The following is a 17,923-nucleotide window of genomic DNA, read 5'->3' on the forward strand; positions in this document are numbered from 1 at the left end:
GCTGAATCAGCTGCTACTGGGCATGCCGCTCGGATACAGCCGGGGAAGGGTGTCCTTGACCGATGCGGCGTACGAGTTGTCGATGTACGACGTGACGTCGGCCGGCGCCTTGGTCTTCGCCTTGGCGGCGGCCTGGGTGAACGCGTCCTGGATGATGTCGGTCGGCACCGAGGGGTCGGTGGCCCAGACCTGGTTGAAGAAGTTCCACGAATACTCGGCGAGGCCGGGGTCGCTGTTGCCGCTGTACTTCTCGATGATCTGGATCGCGCCCTGCTTGTTGTTGTGCAGATAGGACAGGCTCTCCGCCTCGGCCGCGACGAACCTGGTGACGGCATCCTTGTTCTTGCCCAGGAAGGCGTCGGTGGCGGTGAAGGCGCCGAGCGCGAACGGCAGGTCGGAGAGCGCGGTCAGCCGGTGGTAGCCCCGGCTGCGGGTCTGGGTGCCGTTCGGGGGCTGGGTGAGGATCGCCTGCACGGCGTTGCTCTCCAGGGCCGAGATCTCCCCGGGCACGCTCTTGACGAACGCCGCGGTCACGTCGTCGCGGGTCAGCCCGGCCTGGGCGAGCAGCGCGGTGAGCCCGAAGTCGCCCTCGGAGCCGGGCGCGGTCAGCGCCACCTTCCTGCCTTTCAGAGCGGCCACCGAGGTGATCGACGGGCTGGCCCACATCTCGAGGTTGTAGTGCCCCTGCGACAGTGCGAAGAAGTGGAACTTCTGCCCCTTCATGATGGCCGCCGCGGTGCTGCTGGCCGGCCCGACCCCGATCTGCACACTGCCCGAGAGCAGCGACGGCACCAGCTGGGTGGCCTCGGGCAGATGTTTCAGGGTGACGTTGAGCCCGTGCTTCTTGAAGATCCCCTGGGTCACACCGGCCTCGAGGTCGCTGTAGCCGGCGCCCGGGGAGGTGTCGGCGACGGTCAGGTTGATGAGACCACCGCTCGCGGTGGCGGTCGAGGCCGCGTTGTGCGCCGAACAGCCGGACAGGGTGAGGGCCGCGACGAGCACGGCCGCGCTACGCATTCGCATGTGTTCCCCCACGTGAAGTTCGATGTAGGTATGCGGTCGCGACCAGGGAGAGCGCCACCGAAACGACGAGCGGCTGGCCGACGACCAGCGCCAGCCATCCGGGCAGCGAGGCGGTCACCGCGGGCGGGGTGAGCAGCAGGCCGATCGCGATGATCACCGGGAGGCCGGCCGCCAGCATGGCGTCCTGGTTCCAGCGCACCCGCCCGAGCACCTGGAGCCCGTTGGCAAATATAAGTCCGAACAGGACAGTTGTGGCACCCGACAGCACAGGCTGAGGAATTGCGACAAGTAGGGCGTCGAAGTAGCCGAAACCGCCCAGCACGACGAGGATCACGCCGGTGGTGAGGGTGACCCAGCGCGACGCCACCCGGGTCACCTTGAGCAGCCCGACGTTGGCCGGGTAGGCCATCGCCGACATCCCGCCCAGCAACGCCCCCGCGGTGCTGCCGAGCAACTCGCCGAAGACACCCTGGGCGCTGCGTTCCGGTGGCAGCGGCTCCCCGGTCCAGTCGGCGACGATCCGATAGGTGGCCAGAGACTCCGAGACGGCCGGAAACCAGGCGATCAGGAAGATGATGACCGAGACGCCGTCGACGCCGAAGCCGAACGGCATCCAGCGCAGCCCGACGAACGCGCTCGCGTGCGCGACGTTGCCCCAGTGGGTGGTCGCGACGAGCGTGTAGACGACCGCCCCGGCGATCACGCCCCAGAGCATCGCCCCCCGCCGCAGCAGCCGGATCGGGCTGCGCATGCACGTCACGACCACAGCCAGCGCGAGCACCGCGCAGCCGAGGTTGACCCAGGGGAACGCGGGACCGTCGGCCGCGGTCCCGAAGTAGGCCGGCAGCACGATCGTGCCGAGCTGGGCCGAGATGATCAGCAGGATCACGCCGGTGACGATCGGCGAGCCGACCCGCCCGGCGAGCCGGGCCACCGCACCCCAGCGGCGCAGCGGAATCGCCAGCACGCACCAGATCAGCGACGCGACGATCAGCGATCCGTAGGCCTTGGCCAGCCCGACGTGGTGTCCGACGCTGAGCAGCGCGGCGAAGATGCCGGCGAACGGCGCCTGCACGATCGGCAGCCGCAGCAGCCCGACCGCCTGCAGGACCACGACCACGCCCGAGGTGATGAAGGTGATGCCGTACAGATAGCCCGTGTCGTGCCCGGTCAGACCGAACGACCGTCCGAACAGGGCCGGGAACAGCAGCAGCCCGGCCAGCCCGAGGATGTGCTGGAAGCCGAGGCCGAGCAGGGTGGCCACGCCGACCCGCTCGTCGACGCCGACCTCGATCGGTTGCTCGGCGGTTATCTCGTCGGCGACCTCTTCCTGGGTGGTCACCGTGACCGCCGGCCGAGCCAGAAGGCGATGGCCACGATCGCGGCCCCGCCGGCGACGAGCGCCGGAACCAGGACCCGGCGGACTCCGGCTGCCTGCAGCAGGTCCAGGCTTTCTTCCGTACGCGGGTGAGCCGTCACCGAACCCGGCGCCGTCCCCGCCTTCTGGGCCGCCGCGTTCAGTTGGCCCTCTGGTGTTTGGGGCGCCTTGAGCCGCTCGGCGAGGTTGGCCGCGAACTGGCCGATGATGCGCTCGCTGACGTCGGCCATCACGCCCCGGCCGAACTGGGCCGGCTTGCCGGTGACCCGCAGGTCGGTGACCACGGTGATCCCGGTGCCGTCGGCGGCCGGCTCCATCGACGCCGTGATCCTCGCCCCGGCCGTGCCGCCGCCCCGCGCCTCCTTGGCCTTGGCGTCCAGCACGACCCGGTGCTTCTCCTCGTCCCTCTCCAGGAACGTGACCGTGCCCCGGTAGGTGAGCGCGATCGGCCCGAGCTTGACCCGCACCTGGCCGAGCACCTCGTCGCCCCGGACCTCGTCGACGGAGGCGCCCGGCATGCACGGCGCGAGCGCCCGCACGTCGAGCATGAGCCGCCAGGCGTCGTCGATCCCGGCCGGCACGGTGAACGCGTTACGCAGTTCCATCTAGTGGCCTTCCGTTCGCGCGCGCCGGATGGCGGCGACGATCTTGGGCGGGGTGACCGGCATGTCGGTGATGCGCGGTGAACCGAGTGGGCGCAGCGCGTCCTCGACCGCGTTGGCGATCGCGGCCGGCGCCGGAATCGTGCCGCCCTCGCCCGCCCCCTTGGCGCCGAGCGGGTTGAGCGGGCTCGGCGACTGGATGTGGAACAGCTCGACCGGCGGCACCTCGAGCGCCGAGGCGAGCGCGAAGTCGAGGTAGCTGGTGGTCTGCGGCTGGGCCGCCTCGTCGTAGAACTGCTCCTCGTACATGGCGTTGCCGATGCCGTGCGCGAAGCCGCCCAGCACCTGGCCGTCGACCAGCATCGGGTTGATGACGGTCCCGCAGTCGTGCCCGATCACGTACTTGTCGATGCTGACCTGCCCGGTCTCCGGGTCGACCTCGAGCACCACCCCGTGCGCGCCGCTCGCGTAGGCCGCCCGCTCGGGCGCGAAATAGGACGAGGTCTCGAGGCCGGCCGGCACACCGCGCAGCATCGTGATGCCGTGCCGGCCGACGTTGGCCACCTGGCTGACCTCGCGCAGGGTGACCGACCTCGACGGGTCGTCGCGCGGCCCGACCCGGTCGTCGGCGAACGCCATCTCGGTGCCAACGGGGACCTTCAGCATCACGGTGGCCGCGGTGAAGATGAGGTCGCGCAACTCCTCGGCCGCCTGGTGCACGGCCGGCCCGGCGGTCGCGGTGATGCGGGAGGCGAAAGTGCCCTGCCCGAACGGGATCCGCCCGGTGTCGCCGGTGGTGACCCGGATGTGCGGCATGGCCAGGCCCATGGCGTCCGAGGCGATCTGGGCGTAGACGGTCTCGTAGCCCTGTCCCTGTGGCGCGGCGGCCAAGGTGAGCAGCACCTCGCCGCCGTTGGTCAGTCGCGCCTTGGCTCCCTCGTACGGTCCGAGGCCGCAACCCTCGACGTAGCAGGCGATGCCGATGCCGAGAAAGCGCCCTTCGGCGCGCATCTCGGCCTGCCGGGCCCGCTGGTCGTCGTAGCCGAGCCGCTCCCGCACCCCGGCCAGCAGCCGGGGGAAGTCGCCGCTGTCGTAGGTGAGCGGGCTGCCGTCGCGGAAGATGAGCCCGACCCGGTAGGGCATCTCCTCGGGCTGGATCAGGTTGCGCCGCCGCACCTCGGCCGGGTCGAGGCCGAGCCTCTCGGCGACCCGGTCCATCATCCGCTCCATCGCCGCGACCGCCTGCGGGCGGCCCGCGCCGCGCACCGAACTGGTCGGGACCATGTTGGTGTAGCAGGAGTACAGCTCGGTGTGGATGTTCGGGATCTTGTACTGCCCGGGGACCGTGGTCAGCGTGATCATCGGGACCTGGAGCCCGGCGACGTACGCACCCTGGTCGTGCTCGAAGACGTCGTGCAGCCCCAGGAGCAAGCCGTCGTCGTCGAACGCGACCCGGATCCGGTGGGTCTGGGTGCGCTCCATCATCGCGCTGACGAAGTTCTCGCGGCGGTCCTCGACCCACTTCACCGGCACCCGCAGCTGCATCGCGACCCACGGCACGACCGCTTCCTCGCCGTAGAACTGCGCCTTGGGCCCGAATCCGCCGCCGACGTCGGGCGGGGCGATCAGCCGGACGTCGTCCTCCGGCATGTCGTAGAGGTTGGCCAGCGCGTTGCGGGCGTAGTGCGGCGCCTGCGTCGAGTCCCAGACCACCAGTTGCCGGGTCACGGTGTCGTAGCGGGCGGCCACGGCCCGGCACTCCATCGAGTGCCCGCCCCCGCGGGTGATCCGGTAGGTCTCCTCGAGCACGTGCGGCGCGACCGCGAACGCGGTCGCGGGGTCGCCGGCCTCCTGGACGACGTGCACCGCGATGTTGTCGCGGGCGCCCGCGTGGACCAGCGGCGCACCCGGCGCGAGCGCGGCGGCGGTGGACGCGATCGCCGGCAGCACCTCGTAGTCGACCTCGATGAGCTCGACCGCGTCCTCGGCGATGTAGCGGTTCTCGGCGACCACGACCGCGACCGGCTCACCCACGTAGTGCACGGCGTCGAGGGCCATCGGGAGCCGGGGGAAGTCCTGCAGCTTGGGGTGGGCGACCTTGGCCGGCAGCGGTTTCATCATCGGCCGGATGTCCTCGCCGGTGAAGATGCCGATGACGCCGGGCACCCGGCGGGCGGCGGTGACGTCGATGCCGAGGATGCGGGCGTGGCCGTGCGCGCTGCGCAGGAAGGCCGCCTCGTAGGCGTCGGACATGTCGAGGTCGTCGAGGAAGCGGCCCTGCCCGAGCAGCAGCCGCTTGTCCTCCCGGCGGGCGACCCGCGTGCCGACCATCTTCTGGCCGGTGGCCTCGCGCACGGTGTCCATCACGCGCCTCCCATCGGATCGGCGGTCGGCGGCATCGGCTCGGTCTCCTCCACCGGTTCCTCCTCGGCCGGCCGGGGCGAGGGCGAGGCGGTGCCGGAGACCTCGAGGACGGCCCGGACCATGCCGGCGTAGCCGGTGCAGCGGCAGATGTTGCCGCTGAGCACCTCACGCGCCTCGGCCTCGGTGCTGACCGGGCCGTCCCGCAACGCCGCGGTCAGGGTCATCAGGAAGCCGGACGTGCAGAATCCACATTGGAGAGCGTGGTTGCGGTGGAACGCCTCCTGAAGAGGGTTCAGCCGGTCGCCGTCGGCCAGGCCCTCGATCGTCTCCAGGCGGTGCCCGTCGGCCTGCACCGCCAGCATGAGACAGGAGCGGACGGCCGCGCCGTCGACCAGGATCGTGCACGCGCCGCAGACGCCGTGCTCGCAGCCGAGATGGGTGCCGGTCAGGCCGAGGCGGTGCCGCACGAAGTCGGCCAGGGTCGTGCGCACGTCGGTCTCGGCGCAACGGCGCTCGCCGTTGACGGTCACGGTGACTTCAGGCATGGGGCCGTCCCTTCGCGAGCGCGGCCGCCAGTCCCCGGCGGACCAGGGTGGCGGCCAGACCCCGCCGGTACTCGGCGTCGGCGTGCACGTCGCCGGTCGGGTCGATGTCGGCGTACGCCCGGTCGCGCGCGGCGGCCAGGACGTCGTCCCCGCCGCCGGATCCGGTGACGATGTCCTCGACCGAGGTGAGACGCCGGGGAGTGGCCGCCACTCCGGCGACGACCACGCGCGTACGGGAAATGGCGTTGCCCTCGCCCAGGGTGACGCTGACCGCGGCCCCGGCCAGGCAGAAGTCGCCTTTGCGCAGCGCGAACTCGGTGAAGGCCGAGAAGGTCCGCGGCGGCGGATCGTCGAACTCGACCGAGAGCAGAAGCTCGTCCGGCCGGACCGCGGTCGTCAGGTGGAAGAGGAAGAACTCGGCGGCCGGTACGGTGCGGATGTCGTCGGCCGACAGCAACGTCATCCGGGCGTCCAGCGCGAGCATGACGCTGGGGAGTTCGGCCGCCGCGTCGCCGTGGGCGAGGCTGCCGCAGATGGTGCCCCGGTTGCGGATCTGGGCGTGCGCGACCTGACCGAGGGCCTCGGTGAGCAGCGGCGCCGACCCGGCCATCTCCCGCGAGAGCTCGATCTGCCGCTGTCGCACCAGCGCCGGGATCCGCCAGCCGTGCCCGGTGCGCTCGGGCTCGCCGAGGCCGGGCAGCCGGTTGATGTCGACCAGGTGGCCGGGCGCGGCGAGCCGGAAGTTGAGCAGCGGCATCAGGCTCTGGCCACCCGCGAGCACCTTGGCGTCCTCGGCGTGCTCGCGCAGCACCGTCGTCGCCTCCTCCAAGGTGGCCGGAGCGTGATAGGCGAAACGTGGGGGTTTCAAGCGGCCTCCCGCATGAGCTGGGTGACCCGGCCGGCGAGGTCCGGCTTCTCGATCAGGGAGAGGTGGCGCAGGCCGGGCAACACCTCGGCCCGGCCGGTCCGCACGTGGTCGGCGATCGCGGCACCCATCGCCGGGGGAGTGGCGTAGTCCTCGACGCCGGTGAGCACCAGCGTCGGCGCGGTGATCTTCTCCAGGAGGGGGCGGGCGTCGAGGCCGCCGAGCGCGCGGCAGGCCTCGCCGTGAGCGGCGCTGTCGGTGGCCAGGAAGGCGTCGACGACCCGGTCGACCGCGGACTCGCCCCGGCGGCGGAAATGCTCGGTGAACCAGCGTTCCAGCTGGAAGGAGAGTTGCTGTTCGCGCGGGGTGTGGACCGCGCCGGCCGCTCGCTCGGCCCACTTCGTGGGGGCGTCCGGGCCGTACCAGGCGGTGGTGTCGGCCAGGAACAGCGAGCGGACCCGGCCGGGATGGCGGCCGGCGAAGGTGACGGCGGTGCTGCCACCCATCGACAGCCCGACCAGGTGCGCCTCGGCGATGTCGAGGGCGTCGAGGAGGCGTCCCAGGTCGTCGGCGAGGTCGTCGACGCTGAACGCGAGGCCGTCCCAGGGGCTGTTGCCGTGGCCGCGGGCGTCGGGGGCGATGACGTCGGCCTCCCCGCTCAGCCGGTCGGCGAACTCGCCCCACACCGAGCCGCTGAGCGCCAGCGGGTGCAGGAGGACGACCGGTTCCCCTTGTCCGTAGCGGCGGTAGCTAAGCATGGCCGGCCTCCGCCGACTGCGGTTCCGCGCGGCCGGCCGGGAGCGCGAAGACTCCGGCGGCGTTGCCGCCCAGCACCGCGGCGGTCGCCTCCTCGCCCAGCCCGGCCGACCGCACCGTGCCGACCGGGTCGGGGTCGCCGAGCGGGAACGGGTGGTCGGAGCCGAGCAGTACCCGGTCGGCGCCGGCCACCGACGCCAGGAAGGCGATCGCCTCCGGCGCCATCGCGACCGTGTCGAAGTGCAGATCGCCGAGATAGTCGGAGGGCCGGTCGCGGGCGATGCGATGGCCGGCCAGCTTGTCGGCCCGGTGGCCGCCGTCGAGCCGGCGCGCCTGGTAGGGCAGGAAACCGCCGCCGTGCACCAGGATCAGCCGCAGGCCGGGGTGCCGGTCGAGCACCCCGCTCAGCAGCAGGCGAGTGACGGCGTAGGTGCTGTCGACCAGCCGGCCGTAGGTGTTCCCGAACTCCTCGGAGTCCTCGATCGCGCGGGACGGGCCGTCGGACGGCGGATGCAACAGGATCGGCGTCCGGCTCTCGGCGGCCGCGGCCCAGACCGGCTCGAGGCGCGTGTCCGCATCCGCGGTGCTGAGGACGACGCCGGCGAACCCGTCGGCGACCGCCTGCCGCAGATCGTCCGCGGCCCGGCCGGGGTCGGCGCAGGCGAGGGTGGCGAGCACCGCGTTGCCGGCTGCGGTCTCCTGCTCGAGCAGGGCCCCGTTGAGCCGGGCCGCCCAGTCCCGGGCGGCCGCGGCCGGCATCGCGGCGGTGGGCTGGGCGTCGAGCCAGGGCGAGACGATCTGGGTCGTCAGGCCCTGGCCCTCGGCCCAGGCGGCCCGCCGCGGGGCGTCGACCATCGGCGGGCGTACCAGCTTGGGGGCGGCGTCGCCGGGGACGGACACCCGCCACCCGGCGTCGACCCGTTCGGCCGACCATCCGTGCACCGGCCGCGCGGCTATCTGTTCGAGCAGGGCAGGGGGCAGGGCGTGGACGTGGCAGTCGATGATCGGTGTGCGCTGGCTCACACGTCCGACCGTAAAATCGACGGCCGTCACTCACAAGCAAGGCCTTCTTGGGCCTAGCCCAAAGAAATCCCTTCGGTAAGGTCCACCGCGGTCGCCTGGAGCACGTCGAGCATGTCGCTGACGACCGACGGGCGGTTGGTCTCGGGCACCGCGAGCGCGGCGATCCGCCGGCAGAACGACGGTGACGCCAGGTTGAGGATGGCCACGTCCGGCCGGCGCGGCATCAGCGACAGCCGGGGCACGATGCCGATGCCGATCCCGGCCGCGACCAGCCCCTGCACGGACTGGTAGTTGTCGGTGCGGAAGGCGACCTCGGGTTCGAACCCGCACAGCCGGCACATCTGCTCGAACGCCTGGGCGTACGGCTGCCGGTGCGCCCGCACGATCCACGGCTCACCGGCCAGCTCGCGCAGCGCGATCTCGCCCGCCCCGGCCGCCGGATGATCCTTGGGCAGCACCGCGATCAGCGGGTCGGCCAGCAGCTCGACCCGCTCGAAGGTGGTGTCGCTGACCTGGGGCGCGAAGTCGTACTCCCAGATCAGCCCGATCTGGATGCGCGAGCCGTGCAGCTGGGCGACCACGTCCTGGGCGTGGGCCGGGGTGAGCACGACCCGGATGCGCGGGTGCAGTTCCCGGTAACGCCGGATCGCCATCGGCACCAGGTTGGCCCCGGCGGTCGGGAACGCGCCGAGATGTACCTCCTGCACGCCGCTGCCGAGCCGGCGCAGGTCGTCCTCGGTCGAGGCGAGCTGGGCCAGCAGCGTCTCGGTGCGCCGGGCCAGCAGCTCGCCGGCCGGGGTGAGCCGGATGCCGCGGGGAACCCGGTCGAACAGCGTCACGCCGGCTTCCCGCTCGAGGATCGCCATCTGCTGGGAGACCGCGGGCTGGCTGAGATAGAGCGCGCTCGCGGCCGCGGTGAACGAACCACCCTCGACCACGGCAGCGAAGATCCGCAGGCGCCGGACGTCCAGCATGGCGAATCCTCCAGCCATCGGTGCGAGTAAATGGTCTTACCATATCGCCAATATCGCGGCCGTGAGTGGATCCCGGTCCACCCGGGTAGAGTTGCTACTCATGAGTAACAAGGCGCTGCAGGAGGCCCTCGACGGGCGGTGGGCGCACGTACGCCGGGCCGCGCGCGAGCAACTGGCCGGGTCGCACTTCGTCGCCGTGCCGGGGGAGACGATCGACCAGGCCCGGGACCGGATCGGCCAGCTGATCCGTGAACTGCCCGTCGAGCCCGGTGTGGCCGCGGGCTTCCCCGTCGCGTACGGGGGTGGCGCCGATCCCGGAGGATCGGTCGTCGCGGCCGAGATGCTCGCCCAGATCGACCTGTCTTTGATGGTCAAGGCAGGCGTGCAGTGGGGCCTGTTCGGCGGCGCCGTAGTCGCGCTCGGCACCGAGCGCCACCACGACGCCTACCTGCGCGACATCCTCTCGGCCGACCTCATGGGCTGCTTCGCGATGACCGAAACCGGCCACGGCTCCGACGTGCAGCAGCTGCGCACGACCTGCGTCTACGACCCCGCGTCGGAGACGTTCGACCTGCACACGCCGCACGAGGCGGCCCGCAAGGACTACATCGGCAACGCGGCCCGGGACGGGCGGATGGCGGTCGTCTTCGCCCAGCTCGTGACCGATGACCACCGGTATGGCGTGCACGCGTGGCTGGTGCCGATCCGCGACGGGAACGGCGACCCGATGCCGGGCGTGACGATCGGCGACGACGGGCACAAGGCGGGGCTGCTCGGCGTCGACAACGGCCGGATCTCGTTCGACCACGTGACCGTGCCGCGGGAGATGCTGCTCGACCGCTACGGGCAGGTGGCGCCGGACGGCACGTACACCAGCTCGATCGAGAACGACACCCGCCGGTTCTTCACGATGCTCGGCACGCTCGTGCGCGGGCGGGTCGTGGTCGGCGGCGCGGCCTCGGCGGCGACCAAGAGCGCGCTGACCATCGCGGTGCGATACGGGGAGGTCCGGCGGCAGTTCTCGGCGCCCGGCATGGAGCGCGAGGTGGCCCTCAACGACTACCTGGCCCACCAGCGCAAGCTGCTGATACCGCTGGCGACCTCCTACGCGTTGACGTTCGCCCAGGAGGACCTGGTCACCGCCCTGCACGAGGTGCAGACCGCGCCGCCGGAAGAGCAGGACGAGCAGGACGAGCACCGGCAGCGGGAGCTGGAGTCGCGGGCGGCCGGCCTGAAGGCGGCCCAGACCTGGCACGCCACGCGGACGATCCAGCTGTGCCGCGAGGCCCTCGGCGGCGCCGGCTACCTGGCCGAGAACCGGCTGCCCGGCCTCAAGGCCGACACCGATGTGTTCACCACCTTCGAGGGCGACAACACGGTTCTGCTCCAGCTGGTCGCCAAGGGACTGCTGACCGGCTACCGGGACGCGTTCGGCTCGCTCGACGGCTGGGGCCGGGCGACGTTCGTGGCCGAGCAGGTGCGCGACATGTTCTTCGAGCGCACCGCCGCCCGCGGCCTGATCCAGCGTCTGATCGAGGCGGTGCCCGGCCGCGACGAGGAGGTCGCGCTCACCGACCGCGGCTGGCACCTGCGGATGTTCGAGGACCGCGAGAAGCACCTGCTGGACGGCGTGGTCCGGCGCTTGCGCAAGGGCGCGGCCGAGAAGAAGGACCGGCCGTTCGACATCTTCAACGACGTGCAGGACCACGTGCTGGCGGTCGCCCAGGCCCACATCGAGCGGGTGGTGCTGGAGTCCTTCGTGGCCGCCGTGGAGCGTGTCGGCGACCCGCTGCTGTCCAAGGTGTGCGACCTGTACGCCCTGAGCACGATCGAGGCGCACCGGGCCTGGTTCCTGGAACACCAGCGGCTGACGCCGTCCCGCTCGAAGGGGGTGACCGCGATGGTCAACGACCTGCTGCGCCAGTTGCGCCCGCGTCTGGGCGAGCTGGTGGACGCGTTCGCCGTTCCCGACGAATGGCTGGCCTGCGCCGCCCTGCGCGAGGAACCCGGTCGCCAGGACACGATGGCCGGCCACGACCGGAAAATCCACGAAGGACAGTGACGGAAACCCGACTTCAACCGCGCTGGCCTGCGTGATTCGACGAATGTGATCCAAGCCTCCGGATCGGTGTCTGAACAAATCCGGCCGTCCGCCGTCAATCGGGACGGCGTCGTCGGACGCCGAACGACACGGAGGAGATCCACGTGAGACGTTCGATCGTGGCAACAGCAGCGCTGGTGCCACTGTTCTACGGCCTGACCGTCGCCGGCTCGTCGCCGGCGGCCGCGGCCGCACCGGCGCCGCAGGGGGTGTTCCGGCCGTACAGCGGGCCGGGCGGCCTGGCCGGGGAACTCCGGCAGGTGGCCCGGGACCACCCGGACATCGCCAAGCTGGAATCGATCGGCAAGACCGTTCAGGGCCAGGACATCCTCGCGCTCAAGGTGACCCGCGACGCGACCCGGACGCCGGACGGTGCCCGCCCGGCCACCTACTACTTCGGTGCCCAGCACGCCCGAGAGTGGATCACCCCCGAGATGGTGCGGCGGCTGATGCACAAGTTCGTGGACGGCTACGGCACCGAGGCCGGCGTCACCTCACTGGTCGACAGCACCGAGCTGTGGTTCATGCCGGTGGCCAACCCGGACGGCTACGACTACACGTTCAGCGACGCGCCGGGCGCTCGGCTGTGGCGCAAGAACCTGCGCGACAACAACGGCGACGGCGCGATCACGGTCGGCGACGGCGTCGACCTGAACCGCAACTCGGGCTGGAAGTGGGGCTGGGACGACGAGGGATCGTCGCCCGACGCGTCCAGCGACCTCTACCGCGGCCCGGGGCCCGACTCGGAGCCCGAGACGGTCGCGATGAACGCGTTCGAGCGGCGGGTCAAGCCGCGCTTCGCGGTCAACTTCCACTCGGCCGCCCAGCGCCTGATGTACGGCATCGGCTGGCAGACCGGCACCCCGACACCGGACGACCTCATGTACCAGGCGATCGTCGGCGACCCGTCCGACTCGGCGGTGCCGGGCAACCGCCCGCAGATCGTCTCCGACATCTCGACCTCGAACGGTGACTCGGCCGGCGAGGCGGTCAACGTCAACGGCGTACCGATGATCGCGGACGAGATGGCCAGCTGCCAGACCGCCGCCGCGTCGGTCGACGGCGACGCCTGGAACCCGGCCGACTGCCCGGGCACGTTCCAGTTCCCGGACGACGAGAAGCTGATCGAGGCCGAATACCAGCGGAATCTCCCGTTCGCCATGTCGGTGGCGGAGTCGGCGGCGAACCCGGCCGAGCCGAAGTCGTCGCTGAACCGGACCGTCGCCGCTCTCACCCCGCACACCTTCACCACGGCCCTGGCCGGGAACCAGACGGTTTCCGTCGTCGGCCGCAAGAGCCTCGGCGCGCCGACCGTGTCCTACCGGATCAACGGCGGCAAGGTGTGCACCGTAGCCGGTAGGGCGTGGAAGGGCGGCCAGGTCTACGGCGGCACCGACAACCTCTACTACGACGAATATCGCGGGACCGTCACCGGCGCCCGGGCCGGCGACCGGGTCGAGGTCTGGTTCGCCGCCGGCGCGGCGACCAGCAGCCACTTCACCTACCAGGTCGCCGCCGCACCGGCCGGGGACACGCTGGTGCTGGCCGACGAGGGCGCACCCGCGCGGAACGCCTCGGCCTATCCCGTTCCGCACGCCACCGTGTGGGACGTGGCCACGCAGGGCGATCCGGACCCGCTGGGCGTGCTCAGCCACTTCAGGAACGTGGTCTGGGAGGTCGGCGGCCACTCGTCCGACGCGGCCACCACGCTCGCCGTCCGCGACTTCATGAACGAGGGCGGCAAGCTGGTCAAGGCCGGTCCGGCGGCGGCCAGCAACGCCCCGCTGAGCACGACCGGGGTCAACGCCGACGACTTCGCCCAGTACTGGCTCGGCGTCGACAGCCCGTCGGTGTCCAGCGGTGCCACCGGCTTCACCGGCATCGGCGCGAATGTCACGTTCACCTCGCCGCAGTCGGCCGACGGCCTGCTCGCCGACATCAGCGACACCCTGCCGGCCGCCCGGTACCCGCAGTTCGCGACCACGCCCGCCGGCACGTACACCGGGCTCGCCGGCCCGTACGAGCCGTTCGCCGGTAGCGGTATGGCCGCGGTCCGGCACAGCGACAACGACTACGCCCGGCTGACCCGCACCATCGACCTCACCGGGGTCACCGCGGACCAGGCGCCGAAGCTGACGTTCGCGCTGTCCTACGACACCGAGCCCGGGTTCGACGGCGTCACCTTCGAGGCGCACACCGCGGGCCGGGACGACTGGACGACGCTGCCGGACGCCGGAGGCCTGACCACGACCGGCGCTCCGGAAGACTGCGCGTCGCTGCTCGGCAGCCACCCGTTCCTGACCCATTACCTGACGCCCACGGGCGCGGACTGCACGCCGTCGGGAACCACCGGATCGTGGAACGAGCTGACCGGCTCGGGCAACGGCTGGCACCGGATCACCCTCGACCTGTCGAAGTACGCCGGAACCTCGGCCGAGGTGGCGGTCACGTACTTCAGCGACAGCGCGACCGGCGGCAAGGGCGCGTTCGTCGACGACGCGCAGCTGCAGATCGGCGGTGTCGTGGCCGGCACCACCGACTTCGAGTCCGGTCTCGGCGCGTTCGTCGCGGCGGGGGACAGCCCGAGCGTCTGGGCCCGGTCCGGCACCGTGCTGCACAGCTATGCGGCGCTGGCCACCTCGCGCGGCCTGACGCTCGGCTTCGGCCTGGAGTCGCTTCCGGCGGCCCAGCGGGGACCGCTGCTGAACCAGGCCCTCGCGAAGCTGCACTGACCGGCGGGAGCCCCTACCGCCCGGTGGGGGCTCCCCAGCCGTCGGCGACCGGCAGCCCGGCCTCGCGACGGGCCATCACGGCCGCGCCGAGCAGGGCCGCCCGGGCGCCGAACACCGAACGCACCACGGGCGGCGGCTCGCGCCAGGCGAGCGCGTCCCGCAACGCCGCGCGGACCGGATCGAAGAACAGGTCGCCGGCATCGGCCAGGCCGCCGCCGAGGACGATGCGGGCCGGGTCGAGGGTCAGGGTCAGCGTGGCCAGGGCGGTGCCCAGGGCCAGGGTCGCGTCGTCCCAGACCCGGCGGGCGACCGGATCGGTGCCGGCCACGGTCGCGATCTCCCGGCTGTCCACATCGGACCGGCCGCTCAGCCGCGCGTAACGCCGGGTGAGCCCGCCGGCCGAGGCGTAGACCTCGAGGCAGCCCTTCTGGCCGCAGCTGCAGGGTTCGCCGCCCGGATAGACCGGGATGTGGCCGACCTCGCCGGCCGCGCGGGTCGCGCCGGGAAGCGGGACGCCGCGCACCACGATCGCGGCGGCGATGCCGGTGCCCAGCGGCAGCAGGAGAAAGTCGTCGAGGCCCTGCGCGACCGCCTCCGCGATACCGGCCGCCCGGGCGTCGTGGCCGACCGCCACCGGCAGCCCGAGATCGTCACCGATCAGCGCCCGCAACGGGACGTCGCGGAAGTTCAGGTTGGCGGCGTAGCGGACCACGCCCGCGTCCTCGTCGACCAGGCCCGGCGTCACGACACCGATCGCGGCCGGCACGGCGCCGAGGCGTACGGCATCGTCCCGGAGTTGCACGCAGAGCGTGCGGACCGCCTTGACCGGGTCCTCGTCGGCCTGGGAGGGCGCGGTGAGCGAATGCCGGATCCGGCCGTCCGGGCCGACCACGGCGCCCTTGATGGTGGTGCCGCCGACGTCCACCGCGAGGACGGTCACGCGGTCACCACGGTGAGGTCGGCGGTGAAGTCGCGGTCGAGCGGGAAGACCGGGCGTACGACGTGCTCGTAGGGCAGGCGCGCCAGGTGCTGGTCGACGCCGCCCGGGGTGAGGGCCATCTGCCAGTCGCCGGCCGCCTCGAACAGTTCCGGCTCGAGGTAGCCGATCTTCACGGTCACGATGTCGGCCTGCGACACGTCGACGCCGAGTCTGCGGTAGGAGTCGAGCAGCCGGTACTGCATGCGGCGGGACGTGAGGAAGACGCTCAGGCCGCCGACCCGCACGGAAACGCACCGTCCGCCGTCCGGGTCGTCGGCGACCGCCTCGAGGATGCCGTCGAGAACGACCGGGCCCGGGTCGCGGGAATCGATGCGGCCGCCGGCCTGGACGGAAACCGGGGAACCGACCGGAAGGCCGGCCACCGACGCCACCGCGGCCGGGTCGACCAGGGAGGCGAAGACCGAGCGGCGTTCGAGGACGCCGGGGTGGGCGAGCATGCGCCAGAGGGCGTACGTGGTGTCGTCCGCGCCCCCGGCGCCCGGGTTGTCGCCGGAGTCGCTGATGAAGAAGGGCCGCTCCGCGTCGTCGGCGAGGGCGACGGCCAGGCACTCGTCCATGGTCCCGGTCGGCGCGACGAAGGTGAATTCGTCTCGGGCGGCCCAGAAGTGGCCGCCGAGCTCGCTCGCGGCCGCCGCGACGTCGTCCTTCGACCAGCCGGTGACCACCACCGCGCCCTGGCAGCGCGGCTGGTCGGCCCAGGCGAACCCGATCCAGATCGCCGCGTCGATGATCTCGGGGCGCGCCTCGATGGCCGGAATGCGGGCGTAGAGACCGAGTGCCGGCTCCTCCCGGGTGCTCGTCTGCTCACCGGGTAGCAGGATCGGCACGTGCACCAGCGCCTTGTGCGGCCGTTCGCCCCGGCGCAACGCGTCGACGAGGTTGTGGGCCGCGCGTTCCCGGGTCTCCCAGACGTCGACATGCGGCGCGGTGCGGTAGCAGGTCATCAGGTCGCAGGCGTCGAACAGCACCGGGGACACGTTGCCGTGCAGGTCCATCGCCGCCGAGATGAGCGGCGCGTCGCCGAGCACCGAGCGGATGGCGGTCACCAGATCGCCCTCGGCGTCGTCGCGGCCGACCACGCTCATCGCGCCGTGGAAGTCGAGCAGCATGCCGTCCAGCGGTCCGGCCGCGGTCAGCTTCGCCACGATCTCGGCTTCCCACGCCTCGTACGCCTCGGGCACCACCGCGCCGCCCGGAAGCGCCCGCGCGTGCACCAGCGGAACCCACTCGACGTCCGCCGCCCACGGCTCGGTCAGCCAGGCGTACCGGGAGAGCAACCGGTCGCCTCGGGTGACCTCGAAGTCGTCAGCCGTGCTGAGATGAGGCGAGAAGGTGCTGGACTCGATATGGATGCCACCGATGGCGATGCGCACGAAGAAGCTCCTAAGACACGGTTCTAAGACACGGTGGAACGCAGTAGATGCCCGAGACCGGCCAGGGCCGCGTTCGGGCCGGCGACGCTGGCCTCGATGGTCAGGGACTGCGTGATCGACGGCAGGCAGCGCTCGTAGAGCATTCCCCGGGTCGCCGCCACGTAGGCGTCCAAGCTGGACAGTGCGCCGCCGATGACGACGGCGTTGGGATTGAGGAAGTTCACCAACCCGCTGAGGGCCACGCCGAGCAGGCGGCCGGCCTGGCGCACCAGGGTGACCGCGGCCGGGTCGCCGTCGCCGACCGCGACGATGATGTCGCGCAGGCTCATGCCCGGGGAGCCCTGCTCGGCGAGCTGCCGGGCCACGGCGGCGCCGCTGGCGACCGTCTCCAGGCAGCCTCGGCTGCCGCACGAGCACTGCAGCTCGCCGCTGTCGGCGACCCGCACGTGGGTCACGTCGCCGCTCAGGCCGCGGCCGCCGCGGAAGATCTGGCCGTCGCTGACCAGGCAGGCGCCGATGCCCGTGCCGGCCTTCACGTAGATCATGTCGCCGATCAGATCGCCCGGCTCGTGGTCGCGCGTCGCGTATTCGCCGATCGCCGCCGCCTTGGCGTCGTTGTCGACGAGCACCGGCCCCTGGACGTCGCCGAAGCCGCGGCGCAGGTAGTCGGCCGGGTCGACGCCGCTCCAGCCGGGCATGCGGGCCGGGCCGACGACGCGCCCGGCCGGGAACTCGACCGGGCCGGGCAGCGCGACGCCGACGCCGAGGATCGGCTGGCCGGGCGCGGCCGCGGCCTGGAGCCGGGCGAACGTCTCGCTGACGATCCGGAACACCGGGGAGGGGCCGGCCGAGATGTCGATCGGCACCTCCTCGGTGCCGCGCAGCGCGCCGCCCGGCGTGCACAGCCCGACCCGGGCGTGCTTGCCGCCGAGCTCGGCGACCGCGAGAACCCCGTCGGTCTCGCGCAGCCGCAGGATGCGCGGGCGCCGCCCGCCGGTGGACTGGCCGACGCCCTCCTCCAGGAGGACGCCTTCCTCGATCAGGCGGCGGACGACCGCGGTGACGGTGGAGGGGGAGACGCGCAACGCTTCGACCAGGTCGCTGCGGGAGGTGGCCGCGCCGCTGTGGAGCAGATCGAGCGTCTGCTCGCGCAAGGTGGCGGAGTTCGGTTGGTGCACGGCCTCTCC

Annotated in this window: 14 protein-coding genes; 2 read left to right on the forward strand and 12 right to left on the reverse strand. The window is 72.1% G+C overall.

Annotation, left to right across the window (positions count from 1 at the left end; translation table 11 throughout):
* Positions 1 to 6 precede the first annotated feature (6 nt).
* The 9 genes from AB0M88_RS16585 to AB0M88_RS16625 are packed head-to-tail and all read right to left on the reverse strand — an operon-like array spanning position 7 to position 9,530.
* Positions 7 to 1,023: an ABC transporter substrate-binding protein gene (locus AB0M88_RS16585; RefSeq protein ID WP_364101980.1), complete on the reverse strand. Its 1,017-nt coding sequence runs from the start codon at positions 1,021 to 1,023 to the stop codon at positions 7 to 9.
* Positions 1,010 to 2,365, reverse strand: a complete 1,356-nt coding sequence (locus AB0M88_RS16590) for a solute carrier family 23 protein (protein ID WP_364101983.1) — start codon at positions 2,363 to 2,365, stop codon at positions 1,010 to 1,012. The genes AB0M88_RS16585 and AB0M88_RS16590 overlap by 14 nt, the downstream gene beginning before the upstream one ends.
* Positions 2,362 to 3,006 carry an SRPBCC family protein gene (locus AB0M88_RS16595; protein ID WP_364101986.1) on the reverse strand — a complete coding sequence of 215 codons (645 nt, stop codon included), beginning with the start codon at positions 3,004 to 3,006 and terminating at the stop codon, positions 2,362 to 2,364. The genes AB0M88_RS16590 and AB0M88_RS16595 overlap by 4 nt, the downstream gene beginning before the upstream one ends.
* A complete protein-coding gene (locus AB0M88_RS16600) occupies positions 3,007 to 5,367 on the reverse strand; it encodes a xanthine dehydrogenase family protein molybdopterin-binding subunit (RefSeq protein ID WP_364101989.1) in 2,361 nt (786 codons plus the stop codon).
* Positions 5,367 to 5,912, reverse strand: coding sequence for a (2Fe-2S)-binding protein (locus tag AB0M88_RS16605; RefSeq protein ID WP_364101992.1), 546 nt, complete (start codon positions 5,910 to 5,912; stop codon positions 5,367 to 5,369). The genes AB0M88_RS16600 and AB0M88_RS16605 overlap by 1 nt, the downstream gene beginning before the upstream one ends.
* Positions 5,905 to 6,780: an FAD binding domain-containing protein gene (locus AB0M88_RS16610; RefSeq protein WP_364101994.1), complete on the reverse strand. Its 876-nt coding sequence runs from the start codon at positions 6,778 to 6,780 to the stop codon at positions 5,905 to 5,907. The genes AB0M88_RS16605 and AB0M88_RS16610 overlap by 8 nt, the downstream gene beginning before the upstream one ends.
* Complete coding sequence (locus AB0M88_RS16615) at positions 6,777 to 7,535, reverse strand: alpha/beta fold hydrolase (protein ID WP_364101997.1); 759 nt, start codon at positions 7,533 to 7,535, stop codon at positions 6,777 to 6,779. The genes AB0M88_RS16610 and AB0M88_RS16615 overlap by 4 nt, the downstream gene beginning before the upstream one ends.
* Positions 7,528 to 8,556 (reverse strand): amidohydrolase family protein, encoded by a 1,029-nt coding sequence (locus AB0M88_RS16620; protein WP_364102000.1) that lies wholly within the window; start codon positions 8,554 to 8,556, stop codon positions 7,528 to 7,530. The genes AB0M88_RS16615 and AB0M88_RS16620 overlap by 8 nt, the downstream gene beginning before the upstream one ends.
* 53 nt (positions 8,557 to 8,609) lie before the next feature.
* A complete protein-coding gene (locus AB0M88_RS16625) occupies positions 8,610 to 9,530 on the reverse strand; it encodes a LysR family transcriptional regulator (RefSeq protein WP_364102003.1) in 921 nt (306 codons plus the stop codon).
* Between the two features lie 100 nt (positions 9,531 to 9,630).
* Here AB0M88_RS16625 and AB0M88_RS16630 point away from each other — a divergent pair, with 100 nt between their 5' ends.
* Both AB0M88_RS16630 and AB0M88_RS16635 read left to right on the forward strand, forming a co-directional pair.
* Positions 9,631 to 11,592: an acyl-CoA dehydrogenase gene (locus AB0M88_RS16630; RefSeq protein ID WP_364102006.1), complete on the forward strand. Its 1,962-nt coding sequence runs from the start codon at positions 9,631 to 9,633 to the stop codon at positions 11,590 to 11,592.
* Positions 11,593 to 11,735: 143 nt separating this feature from the next.
* Complete coding sequence (locus AB0M88_RS16635; RefSeq protein WP_364102009.1) at positions 11,736 to 14,363, forward strand: M14 family zinc carboxypeptidase; 2,628 nt, start codon at positions 11,736 to 11,738, stop codon at positions 14,361 to 14,363.
* 13 nt (positions 14,364 to 14,376) lie between these two features.
* Here AB0M88_RS16635 and AB0M88_RS16640 read toward each other — a convergent pair whose 3' ends face one another.
* From AB0M88_RS16640 to AB0M88_RS16650, 3 genes are read right to left on the reverse strand one after another with little or no spacing between them, the layout of a single operon-like run.
* The gene (locus AB0M88_RS16640) at positions 14,377 to 15,303 is read right to left on the reverse strand and encodes an ROK family protein (protein WP_364102012.1); all 927 of its coding nucleotides are present in this window, start codon (positions 15,301 to 15,303) and stop codon (positions 14,377 to 14,379) included.
* Positions 15,300 to 16,736 carry a M81 family metallopeptidase gene (locus AB0M88_RS16645; protein ID WP_364102015.1) on the reverse strand — a complete coding sequence of 479 codons (1,437 nt, stop codon included), beginning with the start codon at positions 16,734 to 16,736 and terminating at the stop codon, positions 15,300 to 15,302. The genes AB0M88_RS16640 and AB0M88_RS16645 overlap by 4 nt, the downstream gene beginning before the upstream one ends.
* Positions 16,737 to 16,759: 23 nt before the next feature.
* The gene (locus AB0M88_RS16650) at positions 16,760 to 17,914 is read right to left on the reverse strand and encodes an ROK family transcriptional regulator (protein ID WP_364102018.1); all 1,155 of its coding nucleotides are present in this window, start codon (positions 17,912 to 17,914) and stop codon (positions 16,760 to 16,762) included.
* Positions 17,915 to 17,923: the final 9 nt, after the last annotated feature.

The sequence above is a fragment of the Actinoplanes sp. NPDC051411 genome, assembly GCF_040682075.1.
Lineage (GTDB): Bacteria > Actinomycetota > Actinomycetes > Mycobacteriales > Micromonosporaceae > Actinoplanes.

Coding starts and splice junctions, on each gene's coding strand:
- AB0M88_RS16605 (WP_364101992.1), bottom strand. CDS start 5,912: ATGCCTGAAGTCACCGTGACCGTCAACGGCGAGCGCCGTTGCGCCGAG.
- AB0M88_RS16585 (WP_364101980.1), bottom strand. CDS start 1,023: ATGCGAATGCGTAGCGCGGCCGTGCTCGTCGCGGCCCTCACCCTGTCC.
- AB0M88_RS16595 (WP_364101986.1), bottom strand. CDS start 3,006: ATGGAACTGCGTAACGCGTTCACCGTGCCGGCCGGGATCGACGACGCC.
- AB0M88_RS16625 (WP_364102003.1), bottom strand. CDS start 9,530: ATGCTGGACGTCCGGCGCCTGCGGATCTTCGCTGCCGTGGTCGAGGGT.
- AB0M88_RS16630 (WP_364102006.1), top strand. CDS start 9,631: ATGAGTAACAAGGCGCTGCAGGAGGCCCTCGACGGGCGGTGGGCGCAC.
- AB0M88_RS16600 (WP_364101989.1), bottom strand. CDS start 5,367: ATGGACACCGTGCGCGAGGCCACCGGCCAGAAGATGGTCGGCACGCGG.
- AB0M88_RS16615 (WP_364101997.1), bottom strand. CDS start 7,535: ATGCTTAGCTACCGCCGCTACGGACAAGGGGAACCGGTCGTCCTCCTG.